Below are 18,825 nucleotides of genomic sequence, written 5' to 3' on the forward strand. Positions count from 1 at the left end.
TTTCTAAATTATTTTTATGAGTTATTTTTATGATTTTCTAATGCTTGTTTTAAGTCGTTTATAATATCTATTACATTTTCTAAACCGACAGAACATCGAACTAATCCATCGGTAATTCCTACTTCCAACCGATCAATTTCGCTTAATTTACTGTGTGTTGTTGATGCTGGATGTGTTATAATAGTTCTGGTATCACCTAAATTTGCTGATAAAGAACACATTTTTATACTGTTTAAAAACTTGCGTCCTGCATTAATGCCTCCTTTTATTTCGAAGGCTACAATATTTCCACCAAATCGCATTTGTTTTTTGGCGATTTCATATTTTGGATGCGATTTTAAAAATGGATATTTCACTAAATTTACCTTCGGATGATTTTCTAAAAACTCCGCTACTTTTAAGGCATTTTCACAATGTTTTTCCACACGAATACTTAATGTTTCTAAACTTTTTGATAAAACCCACGCATTAAAAGGTGACATTGCAGGACCTGTATTTCTTGAAAACAGGTAAATTTCTCGAATTAAATCGGCTTTTCCAACAGTTACTCCGCCTAAAACTCTTCCTTGTCCGTCAATTAATTTGGTTGCCGAATGAATGACTAAATCGGCACCAAAATCAATAGGATTTTGCAAATAAGGCGTCGCAAAACAGTTATCTATTATCAATAATAAGTTATGTTTTGTAGCAATTTCACCAAGCAATTCTAAATCAATAATATCAACTGCTGGATTTGTTGGCGTTTCGGCATATAAAATTGTAGTATTTGGCTGAATTAAACCTTCAATTTTTTCAAGTTGATTTATATTAAAATAGCTCGTTTGAATATTCCATTTTGGAAAGTATTTAGTAAACAAACTATGTGTTGAACCAAATACAGACCTGCACGAAACAATATGATCTCCCGAATTTAACAACGCTCCAAAAGTCGAAAAAACAGCCGCCATTCCTGTAGCAAAAGCATATCCTGCTTCCGCTTTTTCCATCGCTACAATTTTATTAACAAATTCGGTTGTATTAGGATTTGAAAATCGGCTATATAAATTTTTATCTTTTTCTTCAGCAAAAGAAGCACGCATATCTTCTGCATCTTCAAATACAAAACTAGATGTTAGATATAACGGCGTAGAATGTTCCGAAAATTGTGAACGTTCGGTTTGGTTTCTTATCGCTTGGGTTTCAAATTGATAACTCATATTTGTTGTTTTTTATCTTTTAATGATTTTTTGCCAAGCGTAAAATATCGCCAAAAACGCCTCTTGCGGTTACCTTTGCACCCGCTCCTGCTCCTTGAATAACAATCGGTTTTTCGCCATAAGATTCCGTATAAATTTCAAAAATAACATCCGAACCTTTTAAACTTCCCAAAACAGAATTTGTTGGCACAGAAACTAATTTCACCGTTAAATTTCCTTTTTCTTTAGATAAATCGCCTGATAAATCACCAATATAACGCAATACATGATTGGGTTTTTGTGCCTTTTTTTTCTGCTGAAAAACAGTATTTAAAGCTTTTAAATTCGATAAAAAATCAGCCGAAGAACTTTCTCTAAATGCTGTTGGAATTAAATTTTCAATGACAATATCTTCCAATTCATTTTCTAAATCTAACTCACGCGCTAAGATTAATAATTTTCTAGCCACATCGTTTCCACATAAATCTTCTCTTGGGTCTGGCTCGGTAAACCCCTTGTCAATTGCTTTTTGAAGTGTTTCAGAAAAAGCTACATCATCCGAAGAAAAAGTATTAAATAAATAACTTAACGACCCCGAAAAAACGCCTCTAATTTTGGTGATATTTTCTCCTGAATCGTGTAATAATTTAATCGTATCAATTAACGGTAAACCTGCACCAACATTGGTTTCATACAAATACGATTTATTATTTTTAGCTAAAGTATCTCTTAATTTTTTATAAAAACTATGCGATACGGTATTGGCTATTTTATTGGAAGAAACCAAATCGAAACCAGCTTCAATTAACGATGTATAATTTTCAATAAATTGATGACTTGCCGTATTATCAACAGCAATTAAATTTTCTAAATGATGTTGTTTTGCAAAATTAATAATGGTATTTACCGAAGAGATCTCTTGACTATTTTCGATTTTATTTTGCCAATTTTCATCAATTCCTTTTTCATTTAACAGCAATTTTTTAGAACCTGAAATGGCAAAAATATTCAATTGAATTTTCTTTCTTTCAAGTACTGATTTTGTGTTTTCTATAATTTGATTAATTAAAGTTCCACCCACTAATCCTTTTCCAAAAATGGCAATATTTATTTTTTTAGCAACGCCAAAAACTTGCCCGTGAATAACATTTAAAGCTTTATGTAATTGCTGTTTTTTAACAACTAAACTTACATTTTTCCCTGAAATCGTGTTATTAAAAAGCAACGGAACAATTTGATTTTTAATCAACGCATTATACGAATGATGAAATTCACTTAAATCTTGCCCAATAATTGAAATCACCGAAACATCGGCTATAATTGAAATTTGATGTACATCTTTGGTATAAAAATCACTTTCAAATTCTTGCTCTAATGCCTTTACAGCTTCTTCGGATTTACTTTTATCAATTACTAAACCGATGCCTCTTTCCGAAGAACCTTGCGACACAATACTCACACTTATTTCTTTATTACTTAACGCTTTAAAAATACGCGCATCTACGCCAACTTTTCCTAATAAACCTCTTCCTTCAAAATTTAATAGAGCAACATTATCTAAAACAGCAATCGATTTTATGCCTTTTGAAGTTGTTTTTGATGTAATTAAAGTACCTGAATCGTTGGGTTTAAACGTATTTAAAATCCGAAGATTGATATTTTTTTCCAATAACGGACTTATTGTTTTTGCGTGTAAAATTGTGGCTCCAAAATTGGCTAATTCATTTGCTTCAGAAAAAGAAAGTGTTTCTATTTTTTGAGCATCGGCAACCAAATCAGGATTTGCGGTAAAAATTCCATCTACATGTGTATAATTTTGCAATTCATCAGCATTTAAAAAATTCGCCAATAACGATGCTGTATAATTACTTCCATTTCGTCCTAAAGTAGTGGTTTCTCCTTTTAAATTAGAGGCTATAAAACCTGTTACAATAGTTACTGTATTGTTATTTTTCTTAAAATATTTTTGTACATTTTCTTTTGATATTTTTATAATTGGCTGTGCATTTCCAAAATTAGCATCTGTTTTTATTAATTTTCTTGCATCGGTAATTTTTGCTGATATTCCTTTTTGCATTAAAAGTTCAGTAACTGTTTTTGCTGATAAAAGCTCTCCTTGTGCTAGAATTTCATCTTTTATTTTTGGGCTAAAATCACCTAATAAACGAACTCCTTCGAAAAGTTTTTCTAAATGTGTAAATTCTGATGAAAAATCAAGCAGTGGCGTTAATTTTGATTGCTCAAATTTAAAAGCTTCAAACTGCTGTTGATAATTTTCATTTTTAGCAGATTTTTCTAAAATTTCTTCTAGTTGATTTGTTGCATTTCCTCTTGCCGAAACAACTACTGCTATTTTTTCTTGATTATTTATTTTTTCTTCAATAATAGAAATTACATTGCTAATTCCGTTATTTGACAACGATTTTCCTCCAAATTTGATTATTTTTATGTTCTTATTTTTTAATTTTGGATTAAAAATTGGGCTGATAATTTTATCCAATTGCTCATATTCCATTAAAAAAGCATCGTGTCCGTGTACCGAATTTATTTCATTGTACGTTACATTATCATGTACTAAAGCGAGTTCTTTTTGCGTTTCTCTATTTTCTTCGGCGGTAAAAAATAAATCAGAATCAACGCCAATAATATGAATATCGGCTTCAATTTTTTCTAAAATATCGGCATTATTTTGTCCTTTGGTAACATCAATCGTTTTTAATAATTGATTCATTAATTTATAGGATGCCAACTGATAGCGTTCCTGTAATTTTTCACTGTGATGCAACAACCAACTTTCGACATTAAATATTTCAGAATTTTCCTTTTTTGAGCGATGAAAACGTTCTTTAAAAGATTTTGGCGTTCGGTAACACAACATAGCGTGCATGCGGGCATCATGTACAGGATTGCTTGAATTCACTAAAAATTGTTCTTGAATTTGACAATTTGCAATTAACCAATCGGTAGCTTTCCAATCGGTGGCTATTGGAATGAATTTTTGAGTTATTTCAGGATTTAAAACCGCCATTTCCCAAGCAATTCCACCGCCTAAAGAACCACCAATTAAAGCAAATAATTTTGTTATTTTCAGTTTTTCTAATCCTTTTAGAAATAGGTTTGCAATATCTCTAGCGATAAAATTTTTATACGCATCAATTAAAAAACCATCGTAGCCATTTCCTGGAATATTGAAACATAAAACCGTATAATTTTCCGTATTTATGGCTTTATTTTTTCCGATTAAATCTTTCCACCAGCCATTTTTTGGATTTGCAACATTACTATTTCCTGTTAATGCGTGATTGATTAAAACCACGGGCGCTGTGCCTATTTTTTTACCAAAAACTTCATAACTTAATGGAATTTCATCAAAAAAAAGTCCATTTTCTGTGGTAAAGTTGGTAATATTTATGTGAGAAAGTTGCTGTGTTAACATATTATATTTTTAAAAAAGCCGTCGTTAAATCATTTTTTAAATCCTCAATATCTTCTAATCCTACGGATAAACGAATTAAATCGCTAGTAACGCCTGCACTTTGTTGCGCTTCTTCGCTTAACTGTTGATGCGTGGTACTTGCAGGATGAATAATTAAAGATTTCGTATCGCCAATATTGGCTAATAATGAAAATAATTTTGTAGTATCCGCTACTTTTTTAGCCGATTCATAACCTCCTTTTACGCCAAAAGTTACAATACCACTTTGTCCTTTTGGTAAATATTCATCTGCTAAACTTTTATATTTACTACTTTCCAATCCTGGATAATTCACCCAAGCAACCGCTTCTTGATTTTCTAACCATTTGGCTAATTCCAACGCATTTTCACTGTGTTTTTTAATTCTGATGTTTAAGGTTTCCAACCCTTGGATAATATTAAACGCATTTGTTGGGCTTAATGCGCCACCAAAATCACGCAATCCTTCTAAAATTAATTTAAAAGTATAAGAAGATGCCCCTAAAACATCATTGTAAACCAAACCGTGATAGCCCGCTGAAGGTTCTGTAAATTCTGGAAATTTACCATTTGCCCAATTAAAAGTTCCTGCATCAATTATTGCGCCACCTAAAGACGTTCCGTGTCCGCCGATGTATTTTGTTAACGAATGAATTACGATATTTGCACCATGCTCAATTGGGTTTAATAACGCTGGAGTTGCTACGGTATTATCAACAATAAAAGGAACTTCTGCCGTTTTTGCATGGGTTGAAATTGCTTTTAAATCTAACACATCTAACTTTGGGTTTCCTAAAGATTCTACAAAAAAAGCACGGGTATTTTCTTGTACTGCTTTGCCGAAATTATCAGGATTTGAAGCATCAACAAAAGTCGTTGTAATTCCTAATCTTGGCAGGGTAACGCTTAATAAATTGTACGTTCCACCGTACAAACTGCTCGATGCTACAATATGGTCGCCTGCTTTTAACAAGGTTAATAATCCTGTTGAAATTGCCGATGTTCCTGACGCGAAAACTACCGCCCCAATTCCGCCTTCTAAACTCGCCAAACGGTCTTGTAAAATTTGATTTGTTGGGTTGTTTAATCGGGTGTAAATAAAGCCCAATTCTTTTAATGAAAATAGGTTTGCCGCATGCTCAGAATTGTTAAAAACATACGATGTTGTTTGATAAATTGGTACCGCTCGTGTTCCTGCGGTTTGTGTTGCGTCGTGACCTGCGTGCAAGGCGTTTGTTGCGAATTTTTGGGTACTCATTTTTCTTGTTTTTTGAAATAATTAAAATTAAAACAAAAGTTACCTGCACCTATTATTTTGATGCGCTTACTCGAAAAATGTTATGAAGAATTATAACAATTACAGCGCTGTAATTGTTTTTGAGTTATCTATCCAATTTCAGATAAATGAATCTAAAATTAAGTAGAATTTAGCACCTTCTTTGACTTAAACAAAGGGTTGCTAAGGCTTCACAGGGTCTAATCCCTCCACCTTTCTTGATAACATTGTCAATTAAGTTATTGAACTTTGTGAAAGCAAATATTCAAATATTATATTTTAATATCCTAATTTATTTTGATTTATTTTTTATAATTATTATCAATTTGAGTGATTTTAATGACTAAAAGGAATTAAAATCGAGAATTTGAATTCTTTTATATTGATGAATTTTATACTAAAAAAGTTCTCGATACAATTTTTTTGAAGGAAAAAAATCACTCGAACTGACAGTTTATTTAATTTTTAAACAGACTCTTATTTTTTGTAAGTTTTTAACATCAAAAAAAACTATCCATATTAATTTTTATTTATAAATTTAAAGAAAAAATTAAAATGAAAAAATAATGCAAACAGAAGCAGTTTTTGAAAATATAGCAGAAAGAATAGCAGAAGAATTACAGAAGGCTGAAAAAACTATTTATATCGCAATAGCTTGGTTTACAAATAAAGAATTATTCGATATTTTGAAAACTAAAGCTCAAAATAATTGTACTGTTTTCATCATAATTAATGATGATGAAATAAATAATAATTCAAAAATAAATTATAATCAATTAGATATTTGTAATCTAAACATTTTTAAAATTAATGATACAGAATTGATGCACAATAAATTTTGTATCATTGATAATAAAACTGTCATCACAGGTTCTTATAATTGGAGTTACAAGGCTAAAACTAATTTTGAAAATATTATTGTTACCTATAACGACACTATTCTTACACAACAATTTATTGAGGAGTTTAATCGGATTTTAAAAATTATAAACCCAAAGAAAATCATCAAAAATGAGCCTTTTCCCGTTCATATTATTGTTAAAAGACTGGAAATTATCAAAAATTATCTGTTTTTAGAAGATGATGATGCCGTAATTAATGAATGTCAAAAACTTGAAAAATACAATTTTAACACGGATATTGCCGAAATTTTAAAAATTGTACCATCAGAAGAAAACTATTCCGCAATAGCAATTATTGATAAATTTATCAGTAAAAATCAACAAATAGAACTTTGGGTTGATAAAGAAGTTTCCTTATTAAAAAGTGGCATAAAAAAACTCGAAAATCAAGTTAATGCTCTTGATATTGAAACAGGAAATCTTATTGTGCTAACCAGTAAATTAATTGCTCCGAGTAAAAATAAAAGGGTTTGGTGGAATAATTTATCTGATAAATGAAAGGCTCTTTTTATAGAATGTATAAAAGCAAATTCTAATGAGAAAATTACAGAAAAGAACTTACGGCTATTTTTAATTTGACTTCTTTAGAATTAGAATATAATGAAATAACCGATATTTCTCCATTATCAACTCTTACTAATTTGACTTCTTTGAACTTACGGGGAAATGAAATAACCGACATTTCGTACTTATCAACTCTTACTAATTTAACTTATTTGACTTTAGGTGGAAATCAAATAACCGATATTTCGCCCTTATCAACTCTTACTAATTTGACTGATTTGTACTTATATGACAATCAAATAACAGATATTTCTATCTTATCAAATCTTACTAATTTGACTGATTTGGACTTAAAAAATAATCAAATAACTGATATTTCTCCCTTATCAACTCTTACTAATTTGACTAAATTGGGCTTAGGTAATAATAAAATAACTGATATTTCTACCTTATCAACTCTTACTAATTTGACTTATTTAAACTTATATTATAATGAAATAATCGAAATATCGTTAAAATATGATATTGATTATTATATCAATTATTTAACCGAAAATCCTCTTTAAAAATCAGCCAGAAAACTAAAAAATCTCTTTTTACAATTCAATACTATTTTTAACAAGGGGTTTCAACCCCTTGTTTCTTACAAATTATTCTGATATTTAGACTATACTAAAAGCTAGTAAAACCCGTATCTTTATCTTTTTTAAACGCAAATATTCAAGTAAAATATATTATGACATCAGAAAAAAATATTAAATCCTATAAATCGGGATATTTCCCTGTTTCTCACGGACACGAACTTTACTGTAATTTTTTACCTCTAACTACAATAAAAATCACAATAAAATCGTTATTATATTAAACCTTAAAAATGAACAAAATAATAATATTATTCGTATTAATAAGTCTAAATATAAGTAGCATAATCGCACAAGAATGGCACACTGATTTCAATACATCAAAAGCAATTGCAACTAAAGAAAATAAAACATTAATTTTGGTTTTTCAAGGCTCAGATTGGTGTATTCCTTGCATCAAATTAAATAAACAAGTTTGGAATACCGATGTTTTTAAAAAATATGCCAAAGAAAATTATGTAATGCTACAAGTAGATTTTCCTCGAAAAAGAAGAAATAATTTATCTGAAAAACAAGCGACTTCAAATGCTAAATTATTTGAAAAATATAATAAAAATGGCATTTTACCCTTTGTTGTTGTGTTAGATTCTAAAGGAAAAGTACTCGGCGAAACAGGCTATAAAAAAATAAGCCCAGAGAATTATCTAAAAGAATTAAATACGTTTATAAAATAATTTGAAAACAATTATCCACCTATTTATAATACTGTTTTCCGTAGTTTGTTCTGCTCAAAAATCCTACAAACGTACTCTCAAATTAATGGGCTGTCGGTTTGAAATTACTGTCGTTGCCAATCAGGCTACCGAAGCTACGAAAAATATTAACCTAGCAATTTCTGAAATTTCAAGAATAGAAAAACTTATTTCATCTTGGAATGTAAATTCACAAACGTCTTTAATTAATAAATACGCAGGAATTAAACCCGTTAAAATTGATGCAGAACTTTTTAATTTAATTGAAAGAGCTATCTATATTTCAAAATTAACGGACGGTGCTTTTGATATTAGCTATGCCTCGATGGATAAAATTTGGAAATTTGACGGCAGTGTTACAAAGATGCCTTTAGAACACGAAATTAATCTTTCTGTAAAAAAAGTTGGTTATCAAAATATTATTTTAGATAAAAATAATAATACAATATTTCTTAAATTAAAAGGAATGAAAATTGGTTTTGGAGCTATTGGAAAAGGATATGCCGCCGATAAAGCAAAAATGTTACTTATTTCAAAAGGCGTTTCTTCAGGAATTATCAATGCCTCTGGAGATATGAATGCTTGGGGAAAACAACCCGATGGTGTTGCTTGGAAAATTGGCATTACAAATCCTTTAGATAAAAATAAAATTTTTGCGTTGCTTCCTATTGAAAATAGCGCTGTTGTTACTTCTGGAAATTACGAGAAATATAGTACGATTAACGGCAAACGATACACACATATTATTGACCCAAGAACTGGATATCCTTGTTCGGGAATTATAAGCGTAACGGTATTTGCGCCTAAAGCGGAACTTGCGGATGCACTTGCAACTTCGGTCTTTGTAATGGGAAAAGAAGTCGGCATTAATCGCATAAATCAATTGCCTAATATTGAATGTATTATTATCGATAATAATGGTAATATCAGTAAATCAAAGAATATAAAAATTGATACATTATGATTAAAAACCTTAAATATACTCACTTCGTATTATTATTATTAATCTGCAATTATAGTTGCGTTGTAGTAAAAGAATATGAAAAAATAAATATAAATGACCCAGATATGGTTTTATCCGCAAAAAAATGCGACCGTAATGTAACCACAATGCACTCATATCGTGAGGCTTCCGTAGGTGCAAATGGTGGAAAAACTGGTGGTGGCTGTGGCTGTAATTAATAAAAAATAGAACATTGAAAAATAGCATTTTAATAATACTCGTATTTGCTTTTGCGAAATTATATTCGCAAACAGCACCAAATTCAACCAAAAGTTCTAAAAACTCTAAAGTTTCCAAAGTTTATAAAAAACGTGTTTTAGAAACGACCGAAGTTGATTTTTTAACCAGTTACTACTCCCAAAAAGGCGATAATGCCGCTGTTAGTGGCGGTCTTGGTTCAGAAAAATTAACCGATATTACAAGTACATTTGTAGTTTCTATTCCATTAAATGATGATGATATATTAACTATTGATGCTGGAATTTCAGCATATACTTCTGCTTCTTCAAGTAATATTAACCCTTTTGATGATGGATTTGCAACGCCATTTCAAGCTTCTTCTGGAGCATCAAAAAGTGATACTTGGGTTAATTTAACAGGAAATTATACGCATAGTTCAGACGATAGAAATGATGTTTGGTCTGCAAAAATTGCTATTTCATCAGAATTTGATTATTTTTCAACTGGAATTGGCGGTAGTTATACCAAACTTTTAAATCAAAAAAATACCGAAATTAGTGTCAATGGAAATATTTATGTAGATACTTGGAAAGCGATTTATCCAATAGAAATAAGGTCTTTTGGGAAAAATGGAAATGGTTTAAATAGTCCTTTATTTAGTCAAAAAACCATTACGGGTAACACGAATTACAGCCCTCTATTTACGGAATTTGAAGATGAAGGACGTACTTCATATTCCTTCGGATTTGGACTTTCTCAAATACTTCACAAAAACGTACAAGGAACATTATTGCTTGATTTTATTCAGCAACAAGGTTTGTTATCTACGCCATTTCAAAGAGTTTATTTCAAGGATAAACCCGACTCGTTTATTGATGATTTTCAACTTGCAGATGCTATTGAACAGTTACCAGATTCAAGATTTAAAGTCGCAATTGGAGGGCGTTTAAACTGGTATCTTAATGAAATGATTACTTTTAGAACATTTTATCGGTATTATTCTGATAATTGGGATATTTCTTCACACACTGCGAGCCTTGAAATTCCAATTAAAATAGCGCCTAAATTCACTTTATATCCGTCATACCGATTTTATACACAAACGGCATCAGAGTATTTTAAGCCTTATCAGCAAGCGTTATCTACGGATAAATTTTACACTTCTGATTATGACCTTTCGGAATATACATCAAGTCAAATTGGCTTTGGAATTTCATATACCGATATTTTTGCAAAAGCACATATTTGGAAATTAGGGTTAAAAAGTATTGATTTAAAATTTTATCAATATGATAGAGATACCGATTTTAATTCGAGTATTATAACTGCAGGTTTTAAATTTATTTTGGATTAAAACTCTTGTTACTTACAACGTGATTCTTATTTTAGAAGAAATATAAAAAAGCTCGTAAAAATAAGAAAACCCGTATCTTTATCTTTTTAAACGCAAACTTTCAAGTAACATATATTATGACATCAGAAAAAAACATAGCATCTTATAAAACAGGATATTTCCCTGTTTCTCACGGACACGAACTTTATTTTGAATTATATGGAAATCCAAAAGGGATTCCTGTGATTTTTTTACACGGTGGTCCTGGAGCAGGTTTTGGAGAAAAAGACAAGCAATTTTTTGACCCAGAAAGATATAATGTGCTGTTTTTCGACCAGCGAGGAACTTCAAAAAGTAAGCCTTTTGGAAGCATTGAAAATAATACAACCCAACTTCTTTTGGAAGATATTAATGCCTTATTGGATTATGTAAATTTCGAAAAAGTCTATGTTTTTGGCGGTTCTTGGGGAAGCACGCTTTCGCTAGTGTATGCAATTCATCATCCAGAGCGTGTTTTAGGATTGATTATTCGAGGAATTTGGTTGGCAAATAAATACGCTTTTGACCATTATATTGGCGGTGGAATTAAAGAATTTTTCCCTGATGTTTGGAATCGTTTTAATAAATTAGTTCCTAAAGGTGAAAACCCTGTGGATTATTATTTAAAAATGATGACTTGCGATGATGAAGAAATCAGCAATAAATATGCGTATGAATGGGCTTTTTATGAAATGTCTTTTTATACAATTAACAAAATTACCGATACCGAAGAAGTTTTAAAAACCTTTTCGTATAAATCAATGGCGATTTTAGAAGCGCATTATATTAAAAATAATTGTTTTATTTCCGAAGATTTTATCATGAATAATATTGATAAAATTAAAGATATAAAAACGGCAATTGTTCACGGACGTTATGATTTTATTTGTACGCCAATTCAAGCTTTTAGATTGCATGAAAGTTTAAATAATGCAACATTAAATATTGAAAATGCAGGACATTCTTCTTCGGATGAACAAAATAAAATTGCGTTAATTTCAGAATTAAAAAAAATTACTTCTTAAAATCATTTTTCATACCTATTTCTGTAAATAAATCACAAAAAACAAGCTTTAAAATACCTGATTTTTAACTTTTTGCAGTTAAAATAGTATCGTTATTTTATTGCTGTTATTTTGACCAAATTTTAACCAAAGTCAAAAGAATTTCCTTTTATTATTAAGATATTTGCATTGCACTTTTAAAACCTTTGCAATGCAAATAAAAATATCAAAAACAACTATTTTCTTACTCGCCTTGGTAGGCTTTTATCCGTTTATGAGTTTTGCTCAACAGCTAAACCCTGTTTTAAAAGAACTTATCAATAAAGGTTTGGATAAAAGTCATCCTATTGCTATTCATAATTTAGAGATAAAAAAAACAAAAATAAACCAACAATTAGCGAAAGCGGTTTTTTTACCTAACCTGACTTTTAATGGGAGTTTTACCCATTTAAATGATGATATTTCCTTTGATAGTGCTACCCAAAATCTTTTAATGGGTTCGCAAAAACTATTAATTAAAGAGGCTATTGGTGTTCCTTTTAATACGCCACTTCCAAATAATATTCCTTTAACAGCCGTGCCTGTTCTTCAAAATAAAAACCTTTTAAAAGCGGCAGTTGATGTTGATTGGGTATTATTTAGCGGATTTCAAGCAAGCAACGCCTTAAAAGCAAGCAAGCACAAAGAGGCTTCTTTAACTTATTTGGGAATTGCAGAAAAAGATAAAATCGCCTTAAAAATTATAGAAACTTACGATCAATTAGCCTTGGTCTATGCTTCTAAAAAAGTACTAGCCATTTCTGAAAAATACTTAAACGAACAAGAACATTTTGTGAAAAAAGCGATTGAAAATGGCTTAGCAACGCCTATCAGTCGTAAAAAAATTGAAGTAGCACAGCAACAATTAGCTTCTAAAAAGTTAGCTTTTAATCAAAATAAAACCTTATTAATAGCAGTTTTAGAACAGCTTACTGGCGAAAAAATAAGCCATTTAAAATTGATAAATCCACAATTATTTCCACTAACTTTTAATCAAAATTTATTAGAAAATAACTTTAAAAATACAAATGATACTCCGAATGAAATACGTAATGAAATAAAAGCCTTAAAAGAAGCTGAAAAAGCAACACTTTATAAAGCTAAAATGGAAAAAAATAATTTCATTCCTAAAATAGCCCTAAAAGGACATTATGAATTTTTAGAAGATGATTTATCATTATTAGACCCGAAATGGTATGTAGGCGTTGGCGTAAAATGGAACGCTTTTGATGGTTTTAAAACAACTTTAAACAGTAAAAAAGCACTTATTGAAAACCTAAAATATAAAGAGCAACGCAAACAGGCGCAAGAAATGATTGCTTTAAGCCTTGTAAAAGCAACACTCGATTATGAATCTTCCGTTCAAAATATTACAATAAGTGAAAAAGAAATTGATTTGACAAACGCCACTTATAATATGATAAATACACAATATAAAAACAATTTAGCCCCAATAAATGATGTCCTAGATGCCTTAACCGATTTAGAAAAAGCAAATTTTAAATTACAAGAATCTTATTTTAAGCAACGAAGAGCCATTACAAACCTGTTACACGCAAAAGGAATTCTTACTTCTTTTTATAATTAATACTCAAAAAAAAATGAATTTATTTAAAACTATTTTTATTGGAGCCACGGCATTAATATCACTTAATTCATGCACCAACAAGCAAACAATTACTCCATATAAAGGAAAAGTGAAGTTTGAAACCATGTCTATTAGTAGTAAAATAGCAGGGCGAATTGGCAACATATATGTAACCGAAGGACAAGATGTGAAAAAAGGAGATACCTTAGCTTTTATTAATATTCCTGAAGTAAATGCAAAAATGACGCAAGTAAACGGTGCTATAAAAGCTGCTAAAGGACAATTAAAAATGGCTTTTAATGGTGCCACAAAAGACCAATTAATTCAAATTGATGGAAAATTAAACGCAGGAAAAGCACAGTTAGAATTTGCGCAAGAATCTTTCAATAGAATGCGTGCAATGTATCAAGATTCATTAATAAGCCAGCAACAATTTGATGAAGTAAAAATGAAATTAAACATGGCAAAAGCACAAGTAACTGCCATAGAAGCAAAACGAAATGAAGCTAAAAATGGTGCCAGAACCGAGCAAATAGATCAGGCAAAAGGACAACTAGACCGTGCTATCGGTGCCAAGCAAGAAGTGCTTTCGGCAGCGAACGAAAAATACATTATTGCGCCTACCGATATGTCAATAGAAACAATTAGCTTAAAGCCAGGCGAACTACTTTCGCCTGGTTACACTTTATTTAATGGCTATAAAAAAAGCAGTGTATATTTTCGTTTTACCGTGCCAGAATCAAAAGTATATAACTTTAAAACAGGTGCGCCAATTACGCTTATAAACCCGTACACCAAAGAAGAAATTCAAGGTAAAATTATCGCCATAAAACAGCTTGCTAAATATGCTGATATTACCAGTACCGCTCCTTTGTATGAATTATCAGAAGCTATTTATGAGTTAAAAATAATTCCTTTAGATAAAAATATCGAAAAAACAGGTGAAAATAACGAGCAAATATTCTATCTAAATGCCACTGTTTTAATTAAAGAATAACCGCATGAAAAAATTTATAAAATTACTTCGGATAGAATTTTCACGTATCTTTTCGAACAACGTATTACTTGCTATTTTCTTTGGAGCGCCTATTTTATATGGAGTATTATTTGGTTTTGTGTATCAGCAAGCAAAAGTAATAAACCTGCCGATTGTCATTATAGATCAGGATAACAGTCCAACAACTGATAAAATCATTGATGCTTTTAATGACAACGAAGGCTTAAAAATTAAAGATATAAGATATACGCCTGGCAATATTAAAGCAGAAATGCCAACCGAACAATATGTAGCTGTTATTACATTTCCTACAGATTTTGAGGCAGATGTTTTACAAAAACGACATCCTGAAGTACGTGTAGATTTGAATATGGCAAATATTTTAAACGCTAATACGGCTAGTAAAAATATTCAATCGGTACTAATGACTGTAAATGCAGGAATTGAAATTGAAGGACTTAAAAAACAAGGATTACATCCTGAACAAGCTATAAACGCTTACGAAAGTTTTAAAATAAATTTCAACAAATTATATAATTCAACAGGAAATTATGTAACGTTTATGCTTCCAGGATTGCTTGCTGGGATTATGCAACAAATTATATTTTTGGCAATGGCTTTGGTTTTTGCTAGAGATTTTGAAGATGGTTATTTTTCAAATTTAGTGAAAGAAAGTAAGTGGTCTTTGTATCATATTGTCCTTAAATCTACGCCTTTTTTTCTGATGATTCCTATTATGTGGACGGTCGTTAGCTTCTTTATTCCGTATTTTAATATTGATGCAGAAATTTATAGTTTTCCGATGTTAGTTTTAACTTTTTTGGTTACTTTATCATCAATGAGTATTGGAATGTTGTTTTCTATTGCTTTTCAAAATCAATTAAAAGCGACCGAATTATTAATGGTTATTTCAACGCCCGCCTTTGTTCTTAGTGGTTTTACTTGGCCAACGATGGCGATACCAAATGCGATTTCAAATATTGCACAATATATTCCACTTACTCAATTTTTGAGTGGCTTTCGAAAAGTTGCCTTTTACGGAGGAAACCTAGCCTCTATTAAGCCTGAAATTTCAATGTTATTACTGATAAATTTTGTTGCTTTTTTTCTAATGATGGCATTGCTTCAGTATAAAATATTTTCGCACACTAAAAAACAAAAATAGGTTTTAGATAATTTAGATGCTTAAATATCTTCAAAATTAAAACACTACCATAAAAAAACCTCCAAGCTGTAATTTACAGCAACTTGGAGGTTTTTATTTTTTATAAAATTGCTTATTTTGATTTTCTAAACATCAACCAAAAACCGATTAAAACAAGTGGAATACTTAATACTTGCCCTGTGTTTAAAGAATTGAAAACCCAATCTTCTCTGCTATCAACTTGTGCTTTTTTCAAAAATTCAATAAAGAATCGCAATGACCATAAAACGACCATAAACAATCCAAATAAAAATCCTGATTGCTTCTTTTTATCTGTTTTCCAATAAAAATGCCACAAAGCAAAAAACAACGCTAAATAACTAAACGCTTCATATAATTGCGTTGGATGACACGCCACAGTTTCTCCTGCTCTTTTAAAAATGACACCAAAACTACTTCCTGTTGGTTTTCCGTAGATTTCAGAATTAAAAAAGTTTCCTAATCGGATAAAAAAACCTGCCAAAGCAACCAAAACGGCTACTCTATCTAAAATAAATAACCACGATTTTTGCAAGTGTTTTTTAGCGTAAAAATACAAGGCAATCGGAATACCAATGGCTGCTCCATGACTTGCAAAACCTGTAAAACCTGTGAATTTCCAAGAACCATCAGCTAGTTGTTTCATTGGTAAAATGATTTCTAATAAATGGTTTTGATAATAATCCCAACTATAAAAGAAAACATCTCCTAAACGCATTCCCACCAACATAGAAACGAATACGTACATAAATAATGGATCTAATTTTTCCGCAGGAATATTATCGTTTATAAAAATTTTCTTCATTAAATGAAGTCCTAATACAAATACGGTAACAAACATTAAGCTGTACCAACGAATACCGAAGCTTCCTATTTTTATAATTTCAGGGTCTAAATCCCATACGATGGATAAAAAATTCATGTATTATTTTATTTTATGTCATTACATTAAAACGACTATTATTTATTTTCTTTTTTTGACACAGGCTTTTCAGGCACTGGATCATACCCGCTTCCACCCCACGGATGACAGCTAAAAATTCTTTTCAAGGCTAACCAACCGCCGCTAAATAATCCATGTTTCTGCAATGCTTCTATGGTGTAACTAGAACACGTTGGAGAATATCGACAGCTTGCGGGTGTAAATGGTGAAATTGCTGTTTGATAAAATCGCACCAATAAGATAAACGGATAAGCTAAAATTTTCTTCAAGTTTTTATCTTCTTTTTAATGGCTATTTTCTTAATTGATAGAAAAACTTGTTCCGTCTTTTCCATCTTTTAATTGAACGCCTAAAGCTAACAATTCATCACGAATTTGGTCAGATAATGTCCAATCTTTATTTTCACGTGCTTCTTTTCGTAGCTTGATTAATAATTCAACAACACCATTTACTTTATCCGAAGAATTTCCTTGAATTGCTTGATTCATCAATCCTAAAACATCAAAAACAAAAGCGTTTAGAGTTGTTGTAAATTCTGATAAATCTGTTTGGGTTAAACTTGCGGTATTTTCTTTTATTTGATTGATTGTTTTTACAGCTTCAAATAAATGAGAAATTAATACAGGCGTATTAAAATCGTCATTCATGGCGTTATAACAGTCTTTTTTCCATTTCTGAACATCAAAAGTAGACGTATTTCCTGCTTCAATTTTTTCTAAGAAGTTTACTGCTTCCATTAATTTTGAATGTCCTTTTTCTGATGCTTCTAAGGCTTCTCCTGAAAAATCTAAAATGCTTCTATAATTGGCTTGCATATTAAAAAAACGAACGACACTTGCTGAAAAAGCTTTTGGTAAAATGTCATTTTCTCCTGTTAAAATTTCATTTGGTAAAATAAAATTCCCTGTTGATTTTGCCATTTTCTGACTATTTAACAACAACATATTGGTATGCATCCAATAATTTACAGGCGAAACACCGCTACAGGTTTGCGATTGTGCAATTTCACATTCGTGATGCGGAAATTTTAAATCCATTCCACCACCGTGAATATCAAATTTTTCACCTAAATATTTCGTACTCATTACTGAACATTCTAGATGCCAACCTGGAAAACCATCGCTCCAAGGCGAAGGCCAACGCATAATATGACGTTCATCAGCTTTTTTCCAAAGTGCAAAATCTTGTGGGTTTTTCTTATCCGATTGTCCATCTAAAGTTCGAGTATTATGAATGGCATCTTCAATTTTTCGTCCTGAAAGGATTCCGTAATTACCCGTTTCATTATATTTTAACACATCAAAATATACCGAACCATTTACTTGATAGGCAAAACCTTTTTCGATGATTTCTTTAATCATTTCGATTTGCTCGACAATATGTCCTGTTGCCGTTGGTTCGATACTTGGTGGTAAAAAATTGTAGTTTTTTAAAACATCATGAAAATCAACCGTGTACTTTTGTACCACTTCCATCGGTTCAATTTTTTCTAAACGTGCTTTTTTAGAAATTCTATCTTCGCCCTCATCGGCATCGTTTTCTAAATGCCCTGCATCGGTAATATTACGCACATAACGCACTTTATACCCCAAATGCAATAAATAACGATACACCACATCAAAAAACATAAACGTTCGTACGTTTCCTAAATGAGCATTGCTATACACGGTTGGTCCGCAGACGTACATACCTACGTATCCGTCGTTTACAGGTTTAAAAAGCTCTTTACTTTTTGATAAAGAATTGTATACTTTTAACTGATTTTCTTGATATAATTTCATACGAAAAATGACTATTAATAGGTGCTAAAGATAAGTAAAAGATAGGTATTTTATAAAAAATAATGAATTGGAATTTTAGTGAATTTTATGT

General features: G+C 30.8%; 16 protein-coding genes and 1 riboswitch. Of the genes, 10 read left to right on the forward strand and 6 right to left on the reverse strand.

From position 1 onward, the window contains the following. Window positions 1-14: 14 nt before the first annotated feature. Genes L0U77_RS06905 through L0U77_RS06915 form a run of 3 tightly spaced genes read right to left on the reverse strand, consistent with a single transcriptional unit; the run spans window position 15 to window position 5,887 of the window. Window positions 15-1,196: a trans-sulfuration enzyme family protein gene (locus L0U77_RS06905; RefSeq protein WP_233900923.1), complete on the reverse strand. Its 1,182-nt coding sequence runs from the start codon at window positions 1,194-1,196 to the stop codon at window positions 15-17. Window positions 1,197-1,215: 19 nt separating this feature from the next. Next, window positions 1,216-4,611: a bifunctional aspartate kinase/homoserine dehydrogenase I gene (thrA, locus tag L0U77_RS06910; protein WP_233900924.1), complete on the reverse strand. Its 3,396-nt coding sequence runs from the start codon at window positions 4,609-4,611 to the stop codon at window positions 1,216-1,218. A gap of 1 nt (window position 4,612) precedes the next feature. Next, complete coding sequence (locus L0U77_RS06915) at window positions 4,613-5,887, reverse strand: O-acetylhomoserine aminocarboxypropyltransferase/cysteine synthase family protein (RefSeq protein WP_233900925.1); 1,275 nt, start codon at window positions 5,885-5,887, stop codon at window positions 4,613-4,615. Window positions 5,888-6,008: 121 nt separating this feature from the next. Further along, window positions 6,009-6,133, reverse strand: a riboswitch (SAM riboswitch). Between the two features lie 338 nt (window positions 6,134-6,471). On the opposite strand from L0U77_RS06915, the gene L0U77_RS06920 reads away from it, so the two are divergent. The 10 genes from L0U77_RS06920 (at window position 6,472) to L0U77_RS06965 (ending at window position 15,992) form a co-directional block, all read left to right on the forward strand. Beyond that, on the forward strand, window positions 6,472-7,305 hold the full coding sequence (locus tag L0U77_RS06920) for a phospholipase D-like domain-containing protein (RefSeq protein ID WP_233900926.1): 834 nt from the start codon (window positions 6,472-6,474) through the stop codon (window positions 7,303-7,305). Window positions 7,306-7,382: 77 nt separating this feature from the next. Continuing rightward, complete coding sequence (locus L0U77_RS06925; protein WP_233900927.1) at window positions 7,383-7,877, forward strand: leucine-rich repeat domain-containing protein; 495 nt, start codon at window positions 7,383-7,385, stop codon at window positions 7,875-7,877. 308 nt (window positions 7,878-8,185) lie between these two features. Beyond that, the gene (locus tag L0U77_RS06930) at window positions 8,186-8,626 is read left to right on the forward strand and encodes a thioredoxin family protein (RefSeq protein ID WP_233885130.1); all 441 of its coding nucleotides are present in this window, start codon (window positions 8,186-8,188) and stop codon (window positions 8,624-8,626) included. Window position 8,627: 1 nt separating this feature from the next. After that, window positions 8,628-9,608 carry an FAD:protein FMN transferase gene (locus L0U77_RS06935; RefSeq protein WP_420895225.1) on the forward strand — a complete coding sequence of 327 codons (981 nt, stop codon included), beginning with the start codon at window positions 8,628-8,630 and terminating at the stop codon, window positions 9,606-9,608. Then, the gene (locus tag L0U77_RS06940) at window positions 9,605-9,826 is read left to right on the forward strand and encodes a DUF4266 domain-containing protein (protein WP_233885128.1); all 222 of its coding nucleotides are present in this window, start codon (window positions 9,605-9,607) and stop codon (window positions 9,824-9,826) included. Before L0U77_RS06935 ends, L0U77_RS06940 begins: the two co-directional genes overlap by 4 nt. A 14-nt stretch (window positions 9,827-9,840) precedes the next feature. Next, the gene (locus L0U77_RS06945) at window positions 9,841-11,181 is read left to right on the forward strand and encodes a DUF3570 domain-containing protein (protein WP_233900928.1); all 1,341 of its coding nucleotides are present in this window, start codon (window positions 9,841-9,843) and stop codon (window positions 11,179-11,181) included. Window positions 11,182-11,297: 116 nt separating this feature from the next. Next, window positions 11,298-12,224, forward strand: a complete 927-nt coding sequence (gene pip / locus L0U77_RS06950; protein ID WP_233900929.1) for a prolyl aminopeptidase — start codon at window positions 11,298-11,300, stop codon at window positions 12,222-12,224. Window positions 12,225-12,414: 190 nt separating this feature from the next. Continuing rightward, the gene (locus tag L0U77_RS06955; protein WP_233900930.1) at window positions 12,415-13,830 is read left to right on the forward strand and encodes a TolC family protein; all 1,416 of its coding nucleotides are present in this window, start codon (window positions 12,415-12,417) and stop codon (window positions 13,828-13,830) included. 13 nt (window positions 13,831-13,843) lie between these two features. Beyond that, the gene (locus L0U77_RS06960) at window positions 13,844-14,827 is read left to right on the forward strand and encodes an HlyD family secretion protein (protein WP_233900931.1); all 984 of its coding nucleotides are present in this window, start codon (window positions 13,844-13,846) and stop codon (window positions 14,825-14,827) included. A 4-nt stretch (window positions 14,828-14,831) separates the two neighbouring features. After that, window positions 14,832-15,992 (forward strand): ABC transporter permease, encoded by a 1,161-nt coding sequence (locus tag L0U77_RS06965; RefSeq protein WP_233900932.1) that lies wholly within the window; start codon window positions 14,832-14,834, stop codon window positions 15,990-15,992. Between the two features lie 112 nt (window positions 15,993-16,104). Here L0U77_RS06965 and lgt read toward each other — a convergent pair whose 3' ends face one another. The 3 genes from lgt to cysS are packed head-to-tail and all read right to left on the reverse strand — an operon-like array spanning window position 16,105 to window position 18,734. Further along, window positions 16,105-16,932 carry a prolipoprotein diacylglyceryl transferase gene (gene lgt, locus L0U77_RS06970; RefSeq protein ID WP_233900933.1) on the reverse strand — a complete coding sequence of 276 codons (828 nt, stop codon included), beginning with the start codon at window positions 16,930-16,932 and terminating at the stop codon, window positions 16,105-16,107. A 38-nt stretch (window positions 16,933-16,970) separates the two neighbouring features. Further along, on the reverse strand, window positions 16,971-17,222 hold the full coding sequence (gene yidD / locus L0U77_RS06975; protein ID WP_193706616.1) for a membrane protein insertion efficiency factor YidD: 252 nt from the start codon (window positions 17,220-17,222) through the stop codon (window positions 16,971-16,973). 30 nt (window positions 17,223-17,252) lie between these two features. Then, the gene (gene cysS, locus L0U77_RS06980) at window positions 17,253-18,734 is read right to left on the reverse strand and encodes a cysteine--tRNA ligase (protein WP_101917528.1); all 1,482 of its coding nucleotides are present in this window, start codon (window positions 18,732-18,734) and stop codon (window positions 17,253-17,255) included. Between the last annotated feature and the right edge of the window lie 91 nt (window positions 18,735-18,825).

The organism is Tenacibaculum piscium (genome assembly GCF_021390715.1).
Classification (GTDB): domain Bacteria; phylum Bacteroidota; class Bacteroidia; order Flavobacteriales; family Flavobacteriaceae; genus Polaribacter; species Polaribacter piscius.